11 protein-coding genes are annotated in these 18,958 nt (G+C 51.8%); 8 read left to right on the top strand and 3 right to left on the bottom strand.

Annotated features, from left to right (window positions below; genetic code table 11):
* The first annotated feature begins 64 nt into the window (after positions 1-64).
* Positions 65-1,321: a putative oxidoreductase C-terminal domain-containing protein gene (locus INF32_RS00310; protein WP_226386423.1), complete on the top strand. Its 1,257-nt coding sequence runs from the start codon at positions 65-67 to the stop codon at positions 1,319-1,321.
* Positions 1,318-2,892 carry an ADP-ribosylglycohydrolase family protein gene (locus tag INF32_RS00305; RefSeq protein ID WP_226386422.1) on the top strand — a complete coding sequence of 525 codons (1,575 nt, stop codon included), beginning with the start codon at positions 1,318-1,320 and terminating at the stop codon, positions 2,890-2,892. Before INF32_RS00310 ends, INF32_RS00305 begins: the two co-directional genes overlap by 4 nt.
* On the opposite strand, the gene INF32_RS00300 is transcribed toward INF32_RS00305, so the two are convergent.
* Entirely contained in the window at positions 2,807-5,065 is a 2,259-nt protein-coding gene (locus INF32_RS00300; RefSeq protein ID WP_226386421.1) for a GH92 family glycosyl hydrolase, read from the bottom strand. The genes INF32_RS00305 and INF32_RS00300 overlap by 86 nt on opposite strands.
* 275 nt (positions 5,066-5,340) lie before the next feature.
* On the opposite strand from INF32_RS00300, the gene INF32_RS00295 reads away from it, so the two are divergent.
* Positions 5,341-9,243 carry a hybrid sensor histidine kinase/response regulator transcription factor gene (locus INF32_RS00295; RefSeq protein ID WP_226386420.1) on the top strand — a complete coding sequence of 1,301 codons (3,903 nt, stop codon included), beginning with the start codon at positions 5,341-5,343 and terminating at the stop codon, positions 9,241-9,243.
* Between the two features lie 96 nt (positions 9,244-9,339).
* On the opposite strand, the gene INF32_RS00290 is transcribed toward INF32_RS00295, so the two are convergent.
* Positions 9,340-10,926: an alkaline phosphatase family protein gene (locus INF32_RS00290; protein WP_226386419.1), complete on the bottom strand. Its 1,587-nt coding sequence runs from the start codon at positions 10,924-10,926 to the stop codon at positions 9,340-9,342.
* Positions 10,927-11,235: 309 nt separating this feature from the next.
* On the opposite strand from INF32_RS00290, the gene INF32_RS00285 reads away from it, so the two are divergent.
* From INF32_RS00285 to INF32_RS00275, 3 genes are read left to right on the top strand one after another with little or no spacing between them, the layout of a single operon-like run.
* A complete protein-coding gene (locus INF32_RS00285; RefSeq protein ID WP_226388070.1) occupies positions 11,236-12,453 on the top strand; it encodes a DUF2264 domain-containing protein in 1,218 nt (405 codons plus the stop codon).
* 27 nt (positions 12,454-12,480) lie between these two features.
* A complete protein-coding gene (locus INF32_RS00280; protein ID WP_226386418.1) occupies positions 12,481-13,713 on the top strand; it encodes a DUF2264 domain-containing protein in 1,233 nt (410 codons plus the stop codon).
* Between the two features lie 20 nt (positions 13,714-13,733).
* Positions 13,734-14,846, top strand: a complete 1,113-nt coding sequence (locus INF32_RS00275; RefSeq protein ID WP_226386417.1) for a glycoside hydrolase family 88/105 protein — start codon at positions 13,734-13,736, stop codon at positions 14,844-14,846.
* Between the two features lie 79 nt (positions 14,847-14,925).
* Here INF32_RS00275 and INF32_RS00270 read toward each other — a convergent pair whose 3' ends face one another.
* Positions 14,926-15,561 carry a 3-keto-disaccharide hydrolase gene (locus INF32_RS00270; RefSeq protein WP_226386416.1) on the bottom strand — a complete coding sequence of 212 codons (636 nt, stop codon included), beginning with the start codon at positions 15,559-15,561 and terminating at the stop codon, positions 14,926-14,928.
* Between the two features lie 218 nt (positions 15,562-15,779).
* Here INF32_RS00270 and metK point away from each other — a divergent pair, with 218 nt between their 5' ends.
* Together metK and INF32_RS00260 are read left to right on the top strand one after the other, a co-directional pair.
* On the top strand, positions 15,780-17,084 hold the full coding sequence (metK, locus tag INF32_RS00265; protein ID WP_226386415.1) for a methionine adenosyltransferase: 1,305 nt from the start codon (positions 15,780-15,782) through the stop codon (positions 17,082-17,084).
* A gap of 388 nt (positions 17,085-17,472) precedes the next feature.
* Positions 17,473-18,948, top strand: coding sequence for a Do family serine endopeptidase (locus tag INF32_RS00260; RefSeq protein ID WP_226386414.1), 1,476 nt, complete (start codon positions 17,473-17,475; stop codon positions 18,946-18,948).
* The last annotated feature ends 10 nt before the right edge of the window (positions 18,949-18,958 follow it).

Here is an 18,958-nt window from a genome sequence, read left to right as displayed (position 1 = left end):
TACGGGAGCTCCGGGTGAAGTCAGACTCCTGGTACTCGACCCTGGGCATTTTCATGCTGCACTCGTGCAAAAAACCTCTTATCCCCAGATCGACACGAATGTATATGTCTATGCCCCCTACGGAAATGATGTACAGGAATATCTGGACAAAATAAACCAATACAACACCCGTAAAGAGGCGCCTACTTCCTGGAAAGAAACCGTTTACTACGGGGACGATTTTCTGAAACGGATGCTCTCAGAAAAAAAGGGCAACGTCATGATCGTCGCAGGTAATAACCGTAAAAAGACCGAGTATATCCGGGCCGCGCTCAATGCGGGTATCCATGTATTGGCAGACAAACCGATGGCGATCACCCCGGAAGGATTCGATCTGCTGAAGGAGTGTTTTAAAACGGCACACGAACAGGGTATCATGCTTTACGATATAATGACGGAACGATACGAGATTACAACCGTATTACAACGGGAATACTCTCGCATTCCGGAACTGTTCGGTTCGTTGGTAAGCGGCACTCCCGATCATCCCGCCATAGTGAAGGAGAGCGTTCACCACTTTTCCAAACAGGTTTCAGGCCGCCACCTGAGACGTCCCGCATGGTTCTTCGACGTGGAACAGGAAGGAGAAGGAATTGTGGACGTAACCACCCATCTGGTCGACCTGATCCAGTGGGAGTGCTTTCCCGACCAGGCAATCGACTACACCCGAGAGATCGAAATACTCGATGCCAACCGATGGAGTACCCCCATTACATCCCCGCAATTTGAACTGGTAACCGGACAAGAGACTTTCCCCGATTATCTCCGGAAAGATGTTCGGGATGGGATATTGCACGTATATTCGAACGGAAATATCCTTTACCGGATACGCGGTATCGTTGCCAAAGTCTCCGTCATCTGGAACTTCGAGGCACCCGAAGGGGGAGGGGATACACATTACTCGGTCATGCGGGGCGAAAAAGCAAATCTCGTCATCCGGCAGGGAGCCGAACAGAACTATCGTCCTACATTATACATAGAGCCCGCGACGGACAACATTCCGGACTCTTTCAAAGCAGAAGTGTTATCTGCCACCTCCCGTTTGGCAGCCACCTATCCGGGCATTTCGGCAGTTGCAGAACCGAACGGCAGTTGGAGAATCGCCATTCCCGACAGATATAATGTAGGACACGAGGCCCATTTCAGCCAGGTGACAGAAAAATATCTGGATTTTTTGAAAACAGGAGTAATGCCGGAATGGGAAGTACCCGGCATGCTCGCCAAATATTACGTCACCACGCAAGCCTTCCGGATAGCCCACAATAAAACAACAACAAAATGAAGATAAAATCAATTACGCTCATTCTGGCAGTTCTGTTTGCAGGAGGCTGTTCAAAAGAAAAAAGCCTCACACTGTCCGATTCCGTCCTCATGGACAAAATCCGCGGGGGATGGGCCGGCCAAATCATCGGCTGTACCTACGGTGGCCCAACAGAATTCAAATTCAAAGGCATCACAATCCCCCCAGAATACGACATTCCCTGGTACGACGACTATATCCGCACAACATTTGAAAAACGGGCTGGTCTGTACGACGACATTTATATGGACATCTGCCACATGGAAACAATCGACCAACATGGACTCGAAGCCCCTGTGGACACATTTGCCAGGGCATTTGCCCATGCCGATTACAAACTTTGGCACGCAAACCAGATCGCCCGTTACCAAATACTCCGCGGAACGATGCCTCCGGCGTCAGGACACTGGATCAACAATCCCCATGCCGATGACATCGATTTCCAGATACAGGCCGATTTCATCGGCCTGATGTGTCCGGGCATGCCGGAAACCGCTGCACGATACAGCTGGAAATTAGGTCATATCATGAACTATGGAGACGGAGTTTACGGAGGGGCTTTCGTCGCGGCCCTCTATTCCCTGGCTTTCGTGTACGACGATATGGAACGGATCGTCACTGAGGCGCTGGAGGCAATACCGGCTGCCAGCCGGTATCATCGATGTATCTCCAATACGATCACCCTATGGAAAAAATATCCGGATAATTGGCTTAAAACATGGGAAGAACTGGAAACCTTGCACGGAAACGAAGATATCGGCTGCGGTTACGGTGTCGACCATCCTTACAATATAGACGCCGCACTGAATTCGGCATACGTAGTAATGGGACTGTTGTACGGGGAAGGCGATTTTTTCAAAACGATGGATATTTCCACCCGTTGCGGGCAGGACTCCGACTGCAATCCGGCTACTGCATGCGGAATTCTCGGCACCATGCTCGGTTATGACAAAATAGGAGAACAATGGACCCGAGGCATGGCCCAGGTCGAAAACGACAAATTTCCTTTCACGGAATCGACCCTCCTTCAGATATACGAAATGAGTTTCAGACATGCCGGAGAAATGATCCGCAAAAACGGAGGCCGGATCAAGGGCAGTTCAGCGGAAATAATTCTCCAGACCCCCACCCCTCTTCCCCTGGAGCAGAGTTTCAGCGGTCTCTATCCGGTAGAACGGATTCATGTAGGGAAAGAGTTCGGGCAGGAAGGAATAACCATGAAGTTCCATGGCACAGGATTCATATTCCACGGCACGATGAAACGAGGCAAAACCGGAAAAGAGGAGTATACGGCACTGTTCGACATCTACCTGAACGGCAAAAAAATGGAATCGTTTGATATGCCATGCGATTTTATCCAGCGCCGCTACGACATTTTCCATAAGTACGGACTTCCGGAAGACGATTACACCGTAGAAATCCGATGGAAGAACTATGAAAAGCCCTACTCTTTGCTGCTGAAGGATTTCATCTACTATTCGGACACTCCCCGGACAACGGCAACGAAGGAGGCAGATTCTTCCGGCCGAACCCGGAAGGTTCAGCACCCATAGTCAGTTCCAACTCTCCTCCGGCAACGATCTCCGCATGACGAATCCACGCCCGGTTTATCGGATGACCGTTAAGCCGGGCGGAACGGATATAAATATGATCGGGAGCGGCATGCCTGACTATGATTCGGAAGGTTTTTCCCTCCGGCAGACATAGTTCGGCATGCTCTATCCGGGGAGAAGTAAGCAAATAGTAATCCTGCCCGGCATTCGGATACAATCCCAACGCATGAAAGGCATACCAGCTGCTCATGGCACCCGAATCGTCGTTACCGGGCAAGCCGGCCCGGCCCGGTCGATAATAACGGTCACCGATCTCCCTGACACGACAGGCCGTCAGATCATAACGCCCGGCCCATATATAAAGACAAGGCGTAAGGAACGACGGTTCGTTCCCGACATTATAAAATCCCTTCTCTCCGGCAAACCCTTTTTCGAAAAAGAAATCGAGACGCCGGACGAACTCCTCCCGTCCTCCGCACAGAGCGATAAGCCGCTCCACATCGTGAGGTGCATACAGAGAATACTGCCACGAAGTCCCCTCATAAAAAACACCCCGCCAGCTTCCCACCGTAAGCGCCGAGAACTTTTCCCGCCATATTCCGTTCTCCTGTTTCGGCCAGACAAATCCCCTGAATCCCGAATCTTCGGCATCCGGATTCCAAAGAGCCGTCCAACGACGGGAACGGTCCAGATAACGGACGACAGCGGCCGTATCGCCCAATCCTTTGGCCAACTGCCACAGAGCAAAATCACAATAGGCATATTCCATCTGACGGGTTCCGCTTCTTTCGAAACGATCGCTGACATATCCCAATGTATCAAACTGCACAACTCCTCCGCGGCCATAACGTCGCGGTGCATCGGGCTCCATCTCCGCATTGCGCCTCATCTGCCTCCACGCCGCCCTGTAATCAATCCCTCCTATTTTTTTCACATAAGCATCGGCGATCACCACATCACAATTACTTCCCCCCTGTGTCAGTCCCGTCCAATTGCCGCTTCGGGCATCGGGCATGAATCCCTCACGCTCTCCGATTGAGACCAGTGCATTCACCATATCGGCCAGTTTCTCAGGAGCGATCAGTCCGAGAAGAGGAAGCGCCGTACGAAACGTATCCCAAATCGCATAAAAATCATCGTAACAAACCGTATTCCCCCAGCCGGGCATCTCTCCGGTTCGGTCTACCGGCATCAGCAATGCCCGATAAAGACCATTATAAATCATAGTGCGTACACCCGGATCGGAACACTTTACATCCAATCTTCCGAGATAGGTATTCCACATTTCCCGGGCCTTTGCCCTGGCCCGGTCGAACGAAAGATCTCCCGCTTCGGCTTCGTAATTCTCCCGAGCCTTCTGTCCGCTTACAAAAGAAATACCCATCTTTAAAGTTACCGTCCGATCAGCCCCGAGCGGGAAAGTCATGTAAGCGGCTTTCCGGGTATGGTCATGCGGATTGATGGATCGTTCGATACAATTTCCCCTTGAAAGACGGCCTTCCCGAAATGTTCCCCACCCGGAAGCTTCCAGGTCAAACCGGGCATAGAAATAGACTGTATAGGGAGCACCTTCATTCCATCCTCCTTCTGACCGGCAATAGCCGGTCATCTCCCGGGGGGAGAGTATCTCAACCCCGCTTTCAAGCAGATGCTGCGGCGTAGAACCTTTGTCCAGCAACGAGGATACATCGAATAAAACATTAAGAGAATCACCGCGGCCTGCCGTATAGCGGTGATATGCCACATGAGGAGTAAGCGTCAGCTCACAACGGATTTCGGACCCCGCAAGCGTGGCAGCATAATAACCGGGAGCGGCAATCTCATCCCTCACAGGTTCGGAGCAATCCCGCCGGTTCACATCTCCGATCATGGGCATTACCCGAAAATGCCCATATTTCGCAGCTCCTCCGGTGCCGCTGACATGGGTTTGGCTGAATCCGCAGACCGATTGTCCCGTTCCGTAACCCGAATTAGAATTCAACCAACGCGAAGGCATCCAACTGTCCGGCCCCGGCTTCACCATTGAAAAAGGCATAGCCGCACCAACGAATGTATTCCCTCTGTTGTCCGCCCCATGAAAAGGATCAACCGCGTCCTCCGCAACATTTTGAGCACAAAGGGAGAAAGCATTAACAATTTCAAAAACAAACAGAAAAAAACAAGCAGTTCTCATACCATCAAAAACATATGCGGATTTTGCAAGGTATAATCCCCCTAAAGTTTATCATACGATTCCCGTACACTTTTACATAAAATTTGTCCAAAAAAATCAAATAAAAAACAACACTCTATGTAAATTCTGTTATTTTGCATATAAATACAAATCCAAGCCTAAAACAGATGCACCTTCCGCTACAATTATTTTTGTTGTTATTATCGTTTTTCCTGATACATAGTACAACAGCCCGGAATACTTTCCGTTTTTCTCATCTCGGAATTGAAAACGGATTGGCCCAATCTTGTGTCACATCATTCTACCAGGACGAATTCAACATGATCTGGATCGCCACCCAGGACGGACTGAACCGATACAACGGCCAGGAATTCGAGGTTTTCAGGCCCATTCCGGGCGACAGTACCAGTCTATACAGCAACAACATACGCACCGTATGCGGCAACCGGGACGGGAAATTGTTTGTTTTGTGCAAATACGCTCTCTGCGAAATGGACCTCCGAACCGAAAAATTCCGGACACTCCGCAAACACGACGTTCAAGCCATCAGCTACAATCGGGGACAACTATGGGTATGTACTTCCAATATGGTATGGAAATACGACGGACACACTCTCGAAGAATATTACAGGATCAATCCCCATAGCAAAATCCGCTGCATTTACGAAAACTCGGCCGGGTATCTGATGATCGGGACTGCGAATAACGGAATTCTCTTCATCGACCGGAACCGCAAGGAAACCTCGCTGCTCGAAGGCAAACATATTGTAAACATTTACGAGGATTCCAAACGCAATTTATGGATATGCACCCAATCCGACGGTATTTACCGAATCGACAAAAGCGGGGAGACAATCAATTATCGTCACAATCCGAATGACCCCAATTCACTCTCGGACAATTACACAAGAACTGTCTGCGAAGACAATTCCGGAAATTACTGGATCGGAACATTCAAGGGGATCAACATTCTGTACCCGGAAAACCGCTCCATGCTCCACGCGGATCATTCGAATGACGACCCTCATTCCCTACCCCACTCTTCGATATGGAGTATTATGAAAGATCATCAGGGGACGATCTGGATCGGATCATATTTCGGAGGAATCAGCCTCTACAATCCGGACTACGACTTCTACCGATTCCATAAAACAATATTTTCCAATCCTTCCCTGTCGATCATCAGTTGCCTGACAGACGACGGAAACGGAAACTTTTGGATCGGCTCCGAAAGCGCCGGACTTCTCCAATATAACAAAAACGACGGTTCGGTGAAAAAATATCCGGACAAAATGTTCTCCAGCCATAGTATCAAATCGCTTTGGCTGGACAAAAAGGAAAACACCCTATGGATAGGCACGCTACTCGGCGGACTCAACCGGATGAATCTGGCTACACACCGAATCTCCGTTTACCGCCATAAAAAAAACACACCGTGGACCATCCCGGACGATAACATCCGGAAAATCGCACCTGCCGGCGAACACGAATTACTGCTGACAACCCAGAAAGGAGTGGTTGTCTTCAACAAACGCACAGGCACCTGCCGCAGATTAGTCGACACACCGGAAGCAAACAACCGATACATCACAGACATGCTGATCGACCGGGACAGCAACTGCTGGCAGGCTCTCTCCGGCAAAGTCATCAGGTACAACCTGAAAACACACAAACAGGAAATATACTTTTCAGGAGAAGACACCCCTTTGGGACAAAGTCACGTCCTGGTCCTGTCCCAGGACCGGCACGGTCGCATCTGGCTGGGTTCTTCCGGTGCGGGACTACTCGTATACCGTCCCCAGACCAACACATTCGAAAGTTATACAACCCGCAACAGTACACTCATAAACGACTATATCTTGGATATCGACGAATCTCCTGCAGGCTATCTGTTACTGGCCACCAACGGAGGATTCACACGTTTCGACCCAGAAAACGGTGTATTCAGCAATTACACGAAAGACAATGGGTTTCCCGTTTCGGACATATCTCCTTATGGCCTGTACGTTTCGAGCAACAAGGAAATTTATGTCTGCGGATTCAAATCCTTGATTTCATTCGAAGAAAAAGAACTGGCAGAACTTCAAACTCTTTCCGACATCTATTTCACTGCACTCAAAGTCAACAATAAAAAAATTGTCACAAACGGGCCGGACGGCATACTTTCCCAGTCACTATTCTACCAACAGGGAATCGACCTTCGTCCGGGCCAGACCACCTTTTCCATCGAGTACGCAATCACCAATTATATTCCTTACATCCGCAACGAAACAGAGTATCGTCTAACGGGTTTCGATACGGAATGGATTCGAGGAACCCCCGGGCAGCCGATCGTTTACACCAACCTGGCCCCCGGCACCTACTCGCTCACCGTCCGCAGCATCGACCCGGACAAGGGGAGCATACTCTCCTCCCGCAGTCTGACCGTAAAAGTTCATCCCCCGTTCCATAAAACGACCTGGGCTTATCTGCTCCTGACATTGTTCCTGCTTTCGATCATAGTGCTGCTATTGAGGTTTTACACAGGTAAACTCAAACTACGCACCTCTCTCGAGATGGAAAAACGGGAACGGAATCAGATACAGGAACTCAACCAGTCGAAACTCCGTTTTTTCACTTACGTATCCCACGAACTCAGGACACCCGTCACTTTGATCCAAAGCCACTTGGAAACCGTCCTGCAAAAAAGCAACATTCCTCCATCTATCTACAACCGTCTCACAGGCATACAGTACAATATAGGAAAGATCAACCGGCTCATCAACGAATTGTTGGATTTCAAAAAACAAGAGCAGGATTTCATTCCTATGAGTTTTACCTGTCAAAATATCGTGGAACTGCTCGGACGGATACATGCCTCATTCAGGGAATACGCGATCGCACAGCAGATCGACTTCATATGGGAAGCCCCCGACGAACCGATCGAAATATGGTACGATACAGAACAACTCGAAAAGGTCTTTTACAACCTTCTCTCCAACGCATTCAAATATACCCCGCCCCAGGGAAAAATCTGTCTGGCGATACATGCAGAGAAAACTCATATCGTAATACGGGTCTCTGATACGGGTTCGGGGATTCCACCCATGTATCAACAGACGATCTTCGATCCGTTTTTTCAAGTCCCGAACGACAACAAGGCTTCCATAGGCACCGGCCTCGGACTCACCGTAGCCAAAGGAATCGTAAAAGCCCATTACGGAGACATATCCATACAAAGCGAACCCGGACACGGCACGACATTCTCGGTTTCGCTGCCTGTTGGAGAAGAGCACATCCCCCCCGAGCTGAAAAAGTCCGTCCCGGCCGGAAACATTCCGTATCCCGACACACCGGACAACCTTCCGGACAAAAAATTCATGGAAGAAATAGCCAGTTCCCGCAAAGCGCTCGGCGGGAAACGTACCCGGATTCTGATCGTGGAAGACAACGACGACCTGCGGCAGCATCTGACCTCTCTGTTCGAACCTATCTACGAAGTCATTCAAGCCCAGGATGGAATGGAAGGCTGGCAGCTTCTGAGGGAGGAGTTGCCCGACATCATACTCAGTGACCTGATGATGCCTAACATCGACGGATACGAACTATGCACGAAAGTCAAAAACAATCTGACCACCTGTCATATTCCCTTCGTCATCCTGACCGCCAGAATCACGGAAGAATCGACTCTGGAAGGATTCCGCCATGGTGCAGACGATTACATCGCCAAACCTTTCAATTCACGTATCCTGATCACAAAATGCAATAACTTGGTCAACTCCCGTATTCTGATGCAGAACAAATTCGCTCAGTCCACCTCTCTGCGCCCCCAACTGATCGCTACCAACTCACTCGACCAGCAACTGATCGAAAAGGCTGCCGAAGTCGTACGAAAAAACCTTACCAATCCGGACTTCGACATTATTCTTTTCGCTCGGGAAATGGCTCTCGGCCGTACTAAACTTTTCACAAAACTGAAAGGAGTGACAGGACAGACTCCGAATCAGTTTATTACCAACATCCGTTTGAAAACCTCTATCACCCTATTGGAAACGGAGCCGGGACTTTCGGTAGGGGAAATTTCCTACATGGTGGGATTCAACTCACCGAGCTATTTCATCAAATCGTTCCACGCGCTGTACGGGACCACCCCCACAGCCTACCGCAATAACCTGAAAAACAAACAGAAGCCCAATTAATCGTCCCAATATCACATCCCCCCGCCAGAACGATATCTGACGGGGGGATTTTCACTCTTATGAACCGGACTGACAATCTTTCAATCCGTCTGTACCCTACCGAAAATATTCCGAAGTCAGCAACCGTTCGGGAGCCTCTACCCCCGGTCCTGCCATATAAACGGAGAGATGTTTCCGTTTTACATCCTGCCTGTACCCGACCTCGATCCTATGTATCCCGGCTGACAGTTCAACATCACCGTAAGCCTCCTGAAAATGAGGCGTAGAGGTCTTCGTCACCAATTTCCCGTCTATTTTGAGCCAACATCCGTCGTCGGAACGGGTATGAAATCGATACTTCCCGTCCGCGGGCACCTCGATCCGGGCATCGAAACGGACACTGAAGCGAGTTTCTCTGTCCGGAATCCCCCTCAGGTCGATTTCGTACGTTTTCCCCGTAACGACAGGCTTCATCCCGGCAAAATCGGGAACGAATATACTGCACGTATCCACATAATACGCATAATTCACCAACGGCCGCCCATCCGTCACAAAACGATAATGAGCCCGCGCCGGACGACTGGGATACCCGTCACGGAACGCCACAGCCTGCAACAATGTATTTTTACTTATTTTCAACGGGTTCACATAAAGAGCAGATCGGGAAGTCGGCAATGAACCGTCAAGCGTATACCTTATTTCAGCCTCCGGCCAATCGGCACTTATCCCCACCGTAATTCCCTCTTCATACAAGTCTTCGTTCACACTGAGCCTCGGCATGGGAGAATACGTAAAGGTTTTATCCCTTTCCGTAAACGCCGTCGTCAACGGCTTGCCTACACAAACCTCGGGAGGCGTTACACCCAGCAACCAGGCCACAGTCGGAGCAACATCGAAAATGAAGTAATAAGGTATAGTCTTTCCCTTGGCCACTCCCTTGCCATACAGGATCACAGGTATTTCCGTAGCCTCGGGCGATTCACCGCTATGCGTTCCGAGAAAGCCTCCGTGATCGGCTACGACCATCATGACCGTTCGATCCCACATTCCGGCTTTTTCAATCCGATCCGCAAACTCCCCGATCAATGCATCGTATTTTTCGATACAACGATAATAGTCATCCGTATCATGTCCTTTAACGTGCCCTATGTGATCGGTCTCCAATATGTTAATAAACAGGAAATCGGGTTTGTCTTCGAAAAATGCCTCCATTCCTGAACGGAAACTTTCCACACCCGTAGCTTTTTTTTCACAAACATCCATCACACTGGTCACGAACATCCTCATTACGCTGCGCCATTCGTAGAATGAATATATCTTACTGTCGGGCCTTTGTTCACGAATCCATTCGAACACACTGGGAAAGACATCTTCCTTTCCGGTTATAACGGGGCGTATCCGCCGGTTGTTTCGCTGCCAGGGATTGCCGGTTACTCCGTGCTGAAGCGGAACCGCCCCTGTCAGCATACTGGTCCAGTTCTGTGTACTGGCAGGAGAGAGCACGCACCGTCCGTTGAAACAGGATGCTCCTCCGGCAATTAATTTATTCATATTGGGAGTCACCGCTTTCTGAATACCCCGTGGACTCATCGCATCGAGTCCGATCAAAATCACATGATCCGGCCGGGGACTTTTCACTTCTGTCCCGGCATATGCTGCTCCCGTTACAGCCAGCAACACTCCTAAAACAAGCCACTTTTTCATTCGCCGTCGTATTTTCAGATTAAATACATCCCAGGTTTTCCGGATTGACAAAACCGTCACCTGACTTTCATTCAAATTTACCCACATCTTGCCCGCCCCCATATCAAATTCATTCGTATCCTTGTCATGATCGTCCGTAACAGTTCCGCCAACGGACAAAAATGAACGTAAAACAGCTAAAACGGACTGAGATATAACAAATCCGTATGATTATACTATTATTCTGCATACGGAGCGATTAAATTTGTACTTAACCGTAAACCCAGTACGAAACCGATGAGACACTCACTTCTGCTTTTCCTCTCCTTCATGTCCGGACACCTGTGTTTCTTCTCTTCTCCGGGCCGGGCTTCAACCCCGACCGACGACCGAACCTATTGGGTTCAGACACTGGTTCGGGTCGCCGACCCTGTACTGCGTAATCTGAGCGAGCATACATTGCGCAAAAACATTCCGATCGGCCGTTCTTCTTCGGCCCGGGCCAGTTCCCGGGAATTTATCACCCACATGGAATCGGTCGGCCGTACTTTTGCAGGAATCGCCCCCTGGCTGGAACTGGGACCGGACGACACTCCCGAGGGAAAACTGAGGGCTCTATATATAGAAATGGGATGCAGGGCTCTTTCCAATTCGGTCGATCCCTCTTCTCCGGACTATTTCAACAGTACCGCCACTCGGCAAATTTTGGTGAACAGCGCCTTTCTGATTCAGGGATTGCTTCAAGCTCCCACTCAACTTTGGGGAAATCTCGATTCCCTGACACGGAAGCGGCTGATTGCACAATGGAAATCCACCCGTACCATGAAACCGGGCAATAACAACTGGCTGCTTTTCTGTGCCATGGTAGAATGCGGGCTGAAGGAGTTCGCAGGCGAATGGAATTTCAATGTCGTCAAACACGCCATTGCCTCGCATCAACGCTGGTACATGGGTGACGGCATCTACGGCGACGGAGACACCTTTCACCTGGACTATTACAACAGTTATGTCATCCAACCCATGATGCTTCAAGTACTCGAGGTGATGCAACGCCACGACACGGAATTAAGCGATTTTTACGCCACAGAATTACCCCGTTTCCGCCGCTATACCGAAATTCAGGAACGCATGATTGCCCCCGACGGCAGTTATCCCTTGCTCGGCCGCTCGATCACTTACCGGCTCGGAGCCTTTCACGTGCTGGCCCAGAGTGTTCTGCGGAAAATACTCCCCGCCTCTCTCTCGGAAGGACAGGTACGAGCGGCACTTACGGCCGCCATGAAACGACAGATGGAACAGCCGGGGACCTTCGATTCCGGAGGATGGCTCACCATTGGCATATGCGGAGAACAACCGGAATTGGGGGACTCCTACCTTTCCACCCCCTGTGTCTATCTCTGCTCTTTGGTATTCGTCCCGCTGGGACTGCCTGCCGACGACTCTTTCTGGAAAGCCCCGGCAGAACCATGGAGCTCCGTAAAAGCATTCTCCGGCAGCAGAAACATCCCTATCGACTCTTTTCTGAAAGAAAAATCTTCCGGGAAATAACCATACCACACATCCAAACCTCCGATCATGAAATTCAAAATCACCTTGATCTTACAAGCTCTCCTGTTATCCCTTATCCCAGGGCCAACCATTTCCCGGACAACCGGTCAGGAAGATCGCGCTTACTGGATCGCCACCCTTACCCGAATCGCCGATCCCGTACTGGAAAACATGAGCCGAGGTAAACTGAAAAAACGGATGCCGGTAGAAACGGTATCGGGAAAAGTCGCTCCCCCCAATACCCGCACCACCCATCTGGAAGCTCTCGGACGTACGCTCGCAGGCATCGCACCCTGGCTGGAACTGGGTCCCGACGATACGCCGGAAGGGAAACTGCGTGCCCGATACATAAAACTGGCCTGTAAATCCATCGAAAATGGAGTGAATCCTTCCTCCCCCGATTTTCTCAATTTCACCGTAACCCGCCAACCGCTCGTCGATGCCGCATTCCTGTGCCACGGACTGATCCGCGCACCGAAACAACTGTGGGGCAATCTCAGTGAACAAACCCGCAGGAATTTCCTGGCAGCCATGAATAATATACGGAAGATCAAACCTGTAGAGAGCAACTGGCTGCTTTTTTCGGCCATGGTGGAAGCCACCCTATTGGATTTGACGGGAGAATGGAACCCCGCACCGGTAGAATATGCACTTTCCCGCTTCGAAGAGTGGTACAAAGGTGACGCATGGTACGGAGACGGAAAAGACCTACACTTCGACTATTACGGCAGTTACGTGATCCATCCCATGTTGTTGGATATTCTCCGCATCATGCAAAAACACGGTAAAGGAGCAGCCGAATTCGCTGCTCTGGAAGCCAAGAGGTTCACACGTTATGCGGCCCAACAGGAGCGCATGATCTCTCCGGACGGTGCCTATCCCGTGATAGGACGTTCGATCACTTATCGTTTCGGAGCGTTCCAGGTCCTTTCGCAGGCAGCCCTGCTCGGACTTCTCCCATCCTATATCACTCCATCCCAAACTCGTTGCGCCTTGACCGCAGTTATCCGACGGCATATGGAAACAGAGGGCAATTTTGACAATGACGGCTGGCTTACACTGGGATTTTGCGGACATCAGCCCCAGTTAGCCGAACGTTACATCTCCACAGGCAGCCTTTATCTCTGCACCGCTGTTTTTCCCGCACTGGGCCTCTCCCCTGCCACAGAATTCTGGAGTGCCCCGGCAGCCGACTGGAGCGGGAAACGGGCATGGGATGGGTATCGAAACGTACGTTTGGACAAAGCCATCAAATACTAATCCATAAAACCGCTGTAAACATGATCGAAAAATTTCTTCTGACCTGTGCGATATCGGTCACCGTCCTGTCCGTATCTGCACAAAATTCCTTTTCCGGGAAAACCGACAAAGACAATGTCTCCGCAGTATGCAATGCCGTAGCCGCATGGCAGATTGCCAACCATGCCAATTCCCGCCACCATCAGCTGGACTGGACCAACGGCGCCCTATACCGGGGAATGGTCGAATGGGGGAAAACTTCCGGGAACAAAAATTGCATCGACTTCGTAATGAAAATCGGCAAAAATCATAACTGGGCCATGTGGAGACGGCCATACCATGCCGACGACATCTGCGTAGGCCAGGCTTTCATTGAACTGTACCGCATGACCGGCAACAAGTCCATGCTCCAACCCGTCATGGAACGTGCCTACTATGTGGCGACCCATCCGTCGAAAGCACCTCTTCTGAAGACCGATCCGATCGGTAAAGACGAACGCTGGTCCTGGTGCGACGCATTGTTCATGGCTCCGCCCGTATATGCCGCTCTTTACGATATCACAGGAGACAAAACGTACGCAGAATATATGGATAGTGAATATCGTATATGCGTCGATTCGCTGTATGACCGGGAGGAGAAACTTTTTTACCGCGACTGCAAACGCATTCCGCTGCGAGAGGCCAACGGGTCCAAACAACTCTGGGGCCGGGGTAACGGATGGGTGTTCGGAGGAATTCCCCTGATTCTGGAAAATCTGCCCCAAAATCATCCGACCCGATTCTACTACATTGAACTATTCAAGGAAATGGCTCCGAGCATTCTCCGCACACAAGACAAAAACGGGGCCTGGCATTCGAGCCTGCTCGATCCCGACTCCTATCCTCTGCCGGAAAACAGTTGTTCCGCCTTTTTCTGTTACGGACTGGCCTGGGGTATCCGCAACGGATATCTGACAGATCCTGCTTACCGCACAGCATTGAAAAAAGGATGGGCGTCACTCGTTGCCGGCGTCCATAGCGATGGCAAACTGGGATACATCCAACCCGTCGGTGCCGCACCCAAAGCCGTAGGAGCAAATGCAACCGATGTATACGGCGTAGGAGCGTTCCTGCTGGCCGGCAGTGAACTCTACCGGATGGATAACGCAAAATAAAAACCCGATTCTATTTCTGAAAACAGGGGAACCGGAATTTCCCCAGTTCCCCTGTTTCTTATTTTCCGAAAATTTCTTATCACTCCTTGTATTGCAGGGGACGAAGCTCGACATTCCGGAACTCGATTCCGCCGCCTTCGCTTTGCAGGCCCACCGCTCCGCGCGTGGAGGAGAGCCCCGTCAGTTTGTTCTGCAACTCGCCGTTGATGTAAACCAGCATGTTGTCGCCCTCACAGAGAATCTCGGCACGGTTCCATTCGCCCGCAGGTCTTTCGTTGGCCGGGCCCGTACGGGAAATGACATGGCTTTTGGGTGCGGTGTTGGCCTTGCGTTCGTTGCTGGTCGTACCGCCCGAATTGATCAGATCGCCCGCACGGCCCGCCATAAGCTGGCACTCGTAACAGGCAGGCCATATCTTGTCCTCGGTCAGATGGACGAAAATACCGCTGTTGGTCGGCTCCCCCACCCAACGCCACTCCACCGTGAGACGGTAATCGGAAAATTCCTCCGGCGTACGGATGTAACCGAACTTACCGGAAAGGCGGATGATCTTTTTGTCCCGTGAAAACTCCCCGGCCGCATCGCCTTCCTTCATCACGGATTTCCATGCGGAAAGGGGCCGGTCGGAGAGCCGGATGACTTTCGGATTCCGGGCGGCCGCTCCTCCCGCCAGCAGACATGCCAGCAGGACGGCCGAAAACAGTTGTCTCTTCATATACAGGGCAGTTTACAGGTTTCGGGAAACAAATATAGGGAAAATTGTACCAACTCACGAAAAATTGCGTTATCTTTGCGACCGTATCATTAAAAATGTGGAAAGATTTGGCCGATTGCAACCACGAAAAAAAATGCTAAAGCAGCGTTTCTTTTTTATTTGCGCCAACAAATCCTTCCCATTTTTAAATCGTTAGTGTCTAACTAAAAGTTTAAAAAATGGGATTTCTATTTACGTCCGAGTCGGTGTCCGAGGGGCACCCGGACAAAGTTTCGGATCAGATTTCCGATGCCATTCTGGACGAGTTCCTGCGTAAGGACGAGCACTCGAAAGTGGCCTGCGAAACGCTCTGCACCACAGGGCTGGTCGTAGTGGCGGGCGAGGTCCGCTCGGAAGCCTACGTCGACGTACAGCACGTGGCCCGGCGGGTGATCGAGCGGATCGGCTACACCAAGAGCGACTACATGTTCGACGCCAACTCGTGCGGCATCCTGTCGGCCATTCACGAACAGTCGTCCGACATCAACCAGGGCGTGGTGCGCGAAAGCGAGGACGAACAGGGGGCCGGCGACCAGGGTATCATGTTCGGTTACGCCTGCAACGAGACCCGCGAGTACATGCCCGCCACGCTGATCCTCTCCCACGTGATTCTGAAGGAGCTGGCCGTGATCCGGCGCGAAGGCGAAGTAATGACCTACCTGCGTCCCGACTCCAAGAGCCAGGTGACCGTCCAGTACGACGACAACGGCCGGCCGCAGCGCGTCCACACGATCGTGGTATCCACCCAGCACGACGAATTCATCCGCCCCGACGGTTCGATCTCCGACAAGGAGGCCGAACGGCAAATGGGGGAGAAAATCCGCGAGGACGTGCGCACCATCCTGATCCCGCGTGTCAAAAAACGCCTGGAGCGAGCCCACGACAAGCTGGCCGACCTGATCGGCGACGACTACATCCTGCACGTGAATCCCACGGGCAAGTTCGTGATCGGCGGCCCCCACGGCGACACGGGACTCACGGGCCGCAAGATCATCGTGGACAGCTACGGCGGACGCGGAGCCCACGGCGGCGGAGCCTTCTCGGGCAAAGACTCCTCGAAGGTGGACCGTTCGGCCGCCTACGCGGCCCGGCACATCGCCAAAAACATGGTGGCCGCCGGCATCGCCGAGCAGGTGCTCGTGCAGCTCTCCTACGCCATCGGCATCGCCCAGCCGCTGAGCGTCTACGTGGACACCTACGGCTCGAAGCGCCCCGAAGCCTTGAAAGGGATGAGCGACGGACAGATCGCGGAGAAGATCGCCGGCCTGTTCGATCTCCGGCCCGCGGCCATCGTGCGGGAGTTCGGGCTCCGGAACCCGATTTTCGAGGCGACCGCCTCGTACGGCCATTTCGGCAACCGTCCCTACACGGAAAAGGTCACCCTGCTGCGCGACGGCAGGGAAGTCGAACGCGAAGTCGAATTTTTCGGATGGGAAAAACTCGACGCCGTAGACAAACTGAAAAAAGCGTTCGGACTGGCATAAACCGTTGTCGGCAAAGCCGTTCGCGCAGACCGTACCCGCGGTTCGAAAAGGAAGGCCGGCAGGGACGGATACGAAAAAGACCGGGCTTCGCGTTCTGAAAGGCGAAGCCCGGTCTTTCGTAAGAAAGGTTCTTTTTCATGCGCTCTTCCGGTGACGGCGAAAACTGCCATTCTGACAGCCCGGGCGCAGTTTTTCCGCCATCCGGACACGAAACGGGCTTCGGGCCCTCCGCACAATATTCCCGGCAGAGGTTCCGTTTAAGTAACTGAACGCGACCGGAAGAGTATTTCCGGACCGTTTTTGAAACTTTGAAAATTATTTATGCCGTAATTCTACCTTTTTGTATGTTTTTTGAAACGATTAGAAACAGAATTAATTGATTGAATTTATGAAAAGGATTCCATTGTTATTAGGCATCGTGGGTGCTTCGGTCCTCGCAGGAGGAATTACGGCCTACACGGTAACGCGACTTACGGCTCAAGATACCCCGACCCGAGTGATCGAATTCGCCTCCCAGAAGGCTGGTTCGCACTTCACGGCCTACGAGAAAGAGAACTATCCCGACCTGACCTACGCTGCCGAAAACGCGGTGAAGGCCGTGGTCAACATAGAAAAGATCGAAGAGGTCGAAGCCTCACGTTTCGGCGGAGGCCGGATGGACCCGTTCTTCGAGTTTTTCGGCATCCCGCAGGGATACCAGCAGCAGGAGGCTCCGCAGGAGCGCCGTTCAGGCGGTTCGGGCGTCATCATCTCTCCCGACGGTTATATCGTAACCAACAACCACGTGATCGAGAACGCTTCGAAACTGAAAGTCAAGTTGAACGACAACCGTACGTTCGAAGCCAAGCTGATCGGCACCGATCCCACGACGGACGTCGCCCTCATCAAGATCGAGGCCGAAGACCTGCCGACTCTCGCATTCGGCAATTCGGACGACCTGCGGCTGGGCGAATGGGTACTGGCCATCGGCAGCCCGTTCGACCTGCAGTCGACCGTAACGGCCGGTATCGTGAGCGCCAAGGCCCGTAACCTGGACGTAATTCCGAACCAGTTCCGGATCGAATCGTTCATCCAGACCGACGCGGCGGTGAACCCCGGCAACAGCGGCGGCGCCCTCGTGGATACTAAAGGCGAGTTGATGGGTATCAACACCGTCATCAAGTCCCCGACCGGAAGCTACACCGGATATTCGTTCGCCGTTCCCTCGTCGATCGTAAAGAAGGTCGTGGTCGACCTGAAAGAGTTCGGCGTCGTGCAGCGGGCCCTGCTGGGCGTCCAGTTCCAGGAGATCAACGAAGCCTTCGTGGAGCATCTCGGAGACAAGTACGGGATCAAGGAGATCGGCGGCGTGTATGTGGCCGAGGTCGATCCGGCGGGAGCCGCTGCGGCAGCCGGTATCAAGAAGGGCGATGTGATCACGGAGATCGACGGACTGAAAATCACCGGTTCCGCACCGTTGCTGGAGGCCGTCGCCAAGCACCGTCCCAACGATAAGGTAAAAATTACGGTAAAAAGAGACGGCAACGTGAAACAATTCGACGTGGTTCTGCGTAATAAGGCAGGAAAGGCAGAACTGCTCGCGAAGGATTACGTGGATTCGTTCGAGGCGCTGGGCGGTAAATTCGCCGAAATAGACAACAAGACCAAGAAAGAGTTGAGAATCAGCGGAGGCGTACGGGTCGTGTCTATCGACGAGAACGGAATACTGAGCAAGGCGAGAATCCGCAAGGGCTACGTGATCACCCACATCAACGACCGCCCCGTCAACTCGATCAGCGATCTGTCCCGTATCTCGGAAAAGATCACTTCCATCGACGGAGTGTATCCCGACGGACGATCGGCCAGCTATGCCCTGATCCAGTAAAAGGGCACGG

Origin of the sequence: Gallalistipes aquisgranensis, from assembly GCF_014982715.1 — a bacterium.
Taxonomy (GTDB): Bacteria; Bacteroidota; Bacteroidia; order Bacteroidales; family Rikenellaceae; genus Gallalistipes; species Gallalistipes aquisgranensis.
Note: the sequence above shows the minus strand (reverse complement) of the source record. Positions and strands in the feature narration are given on the sequence as shown.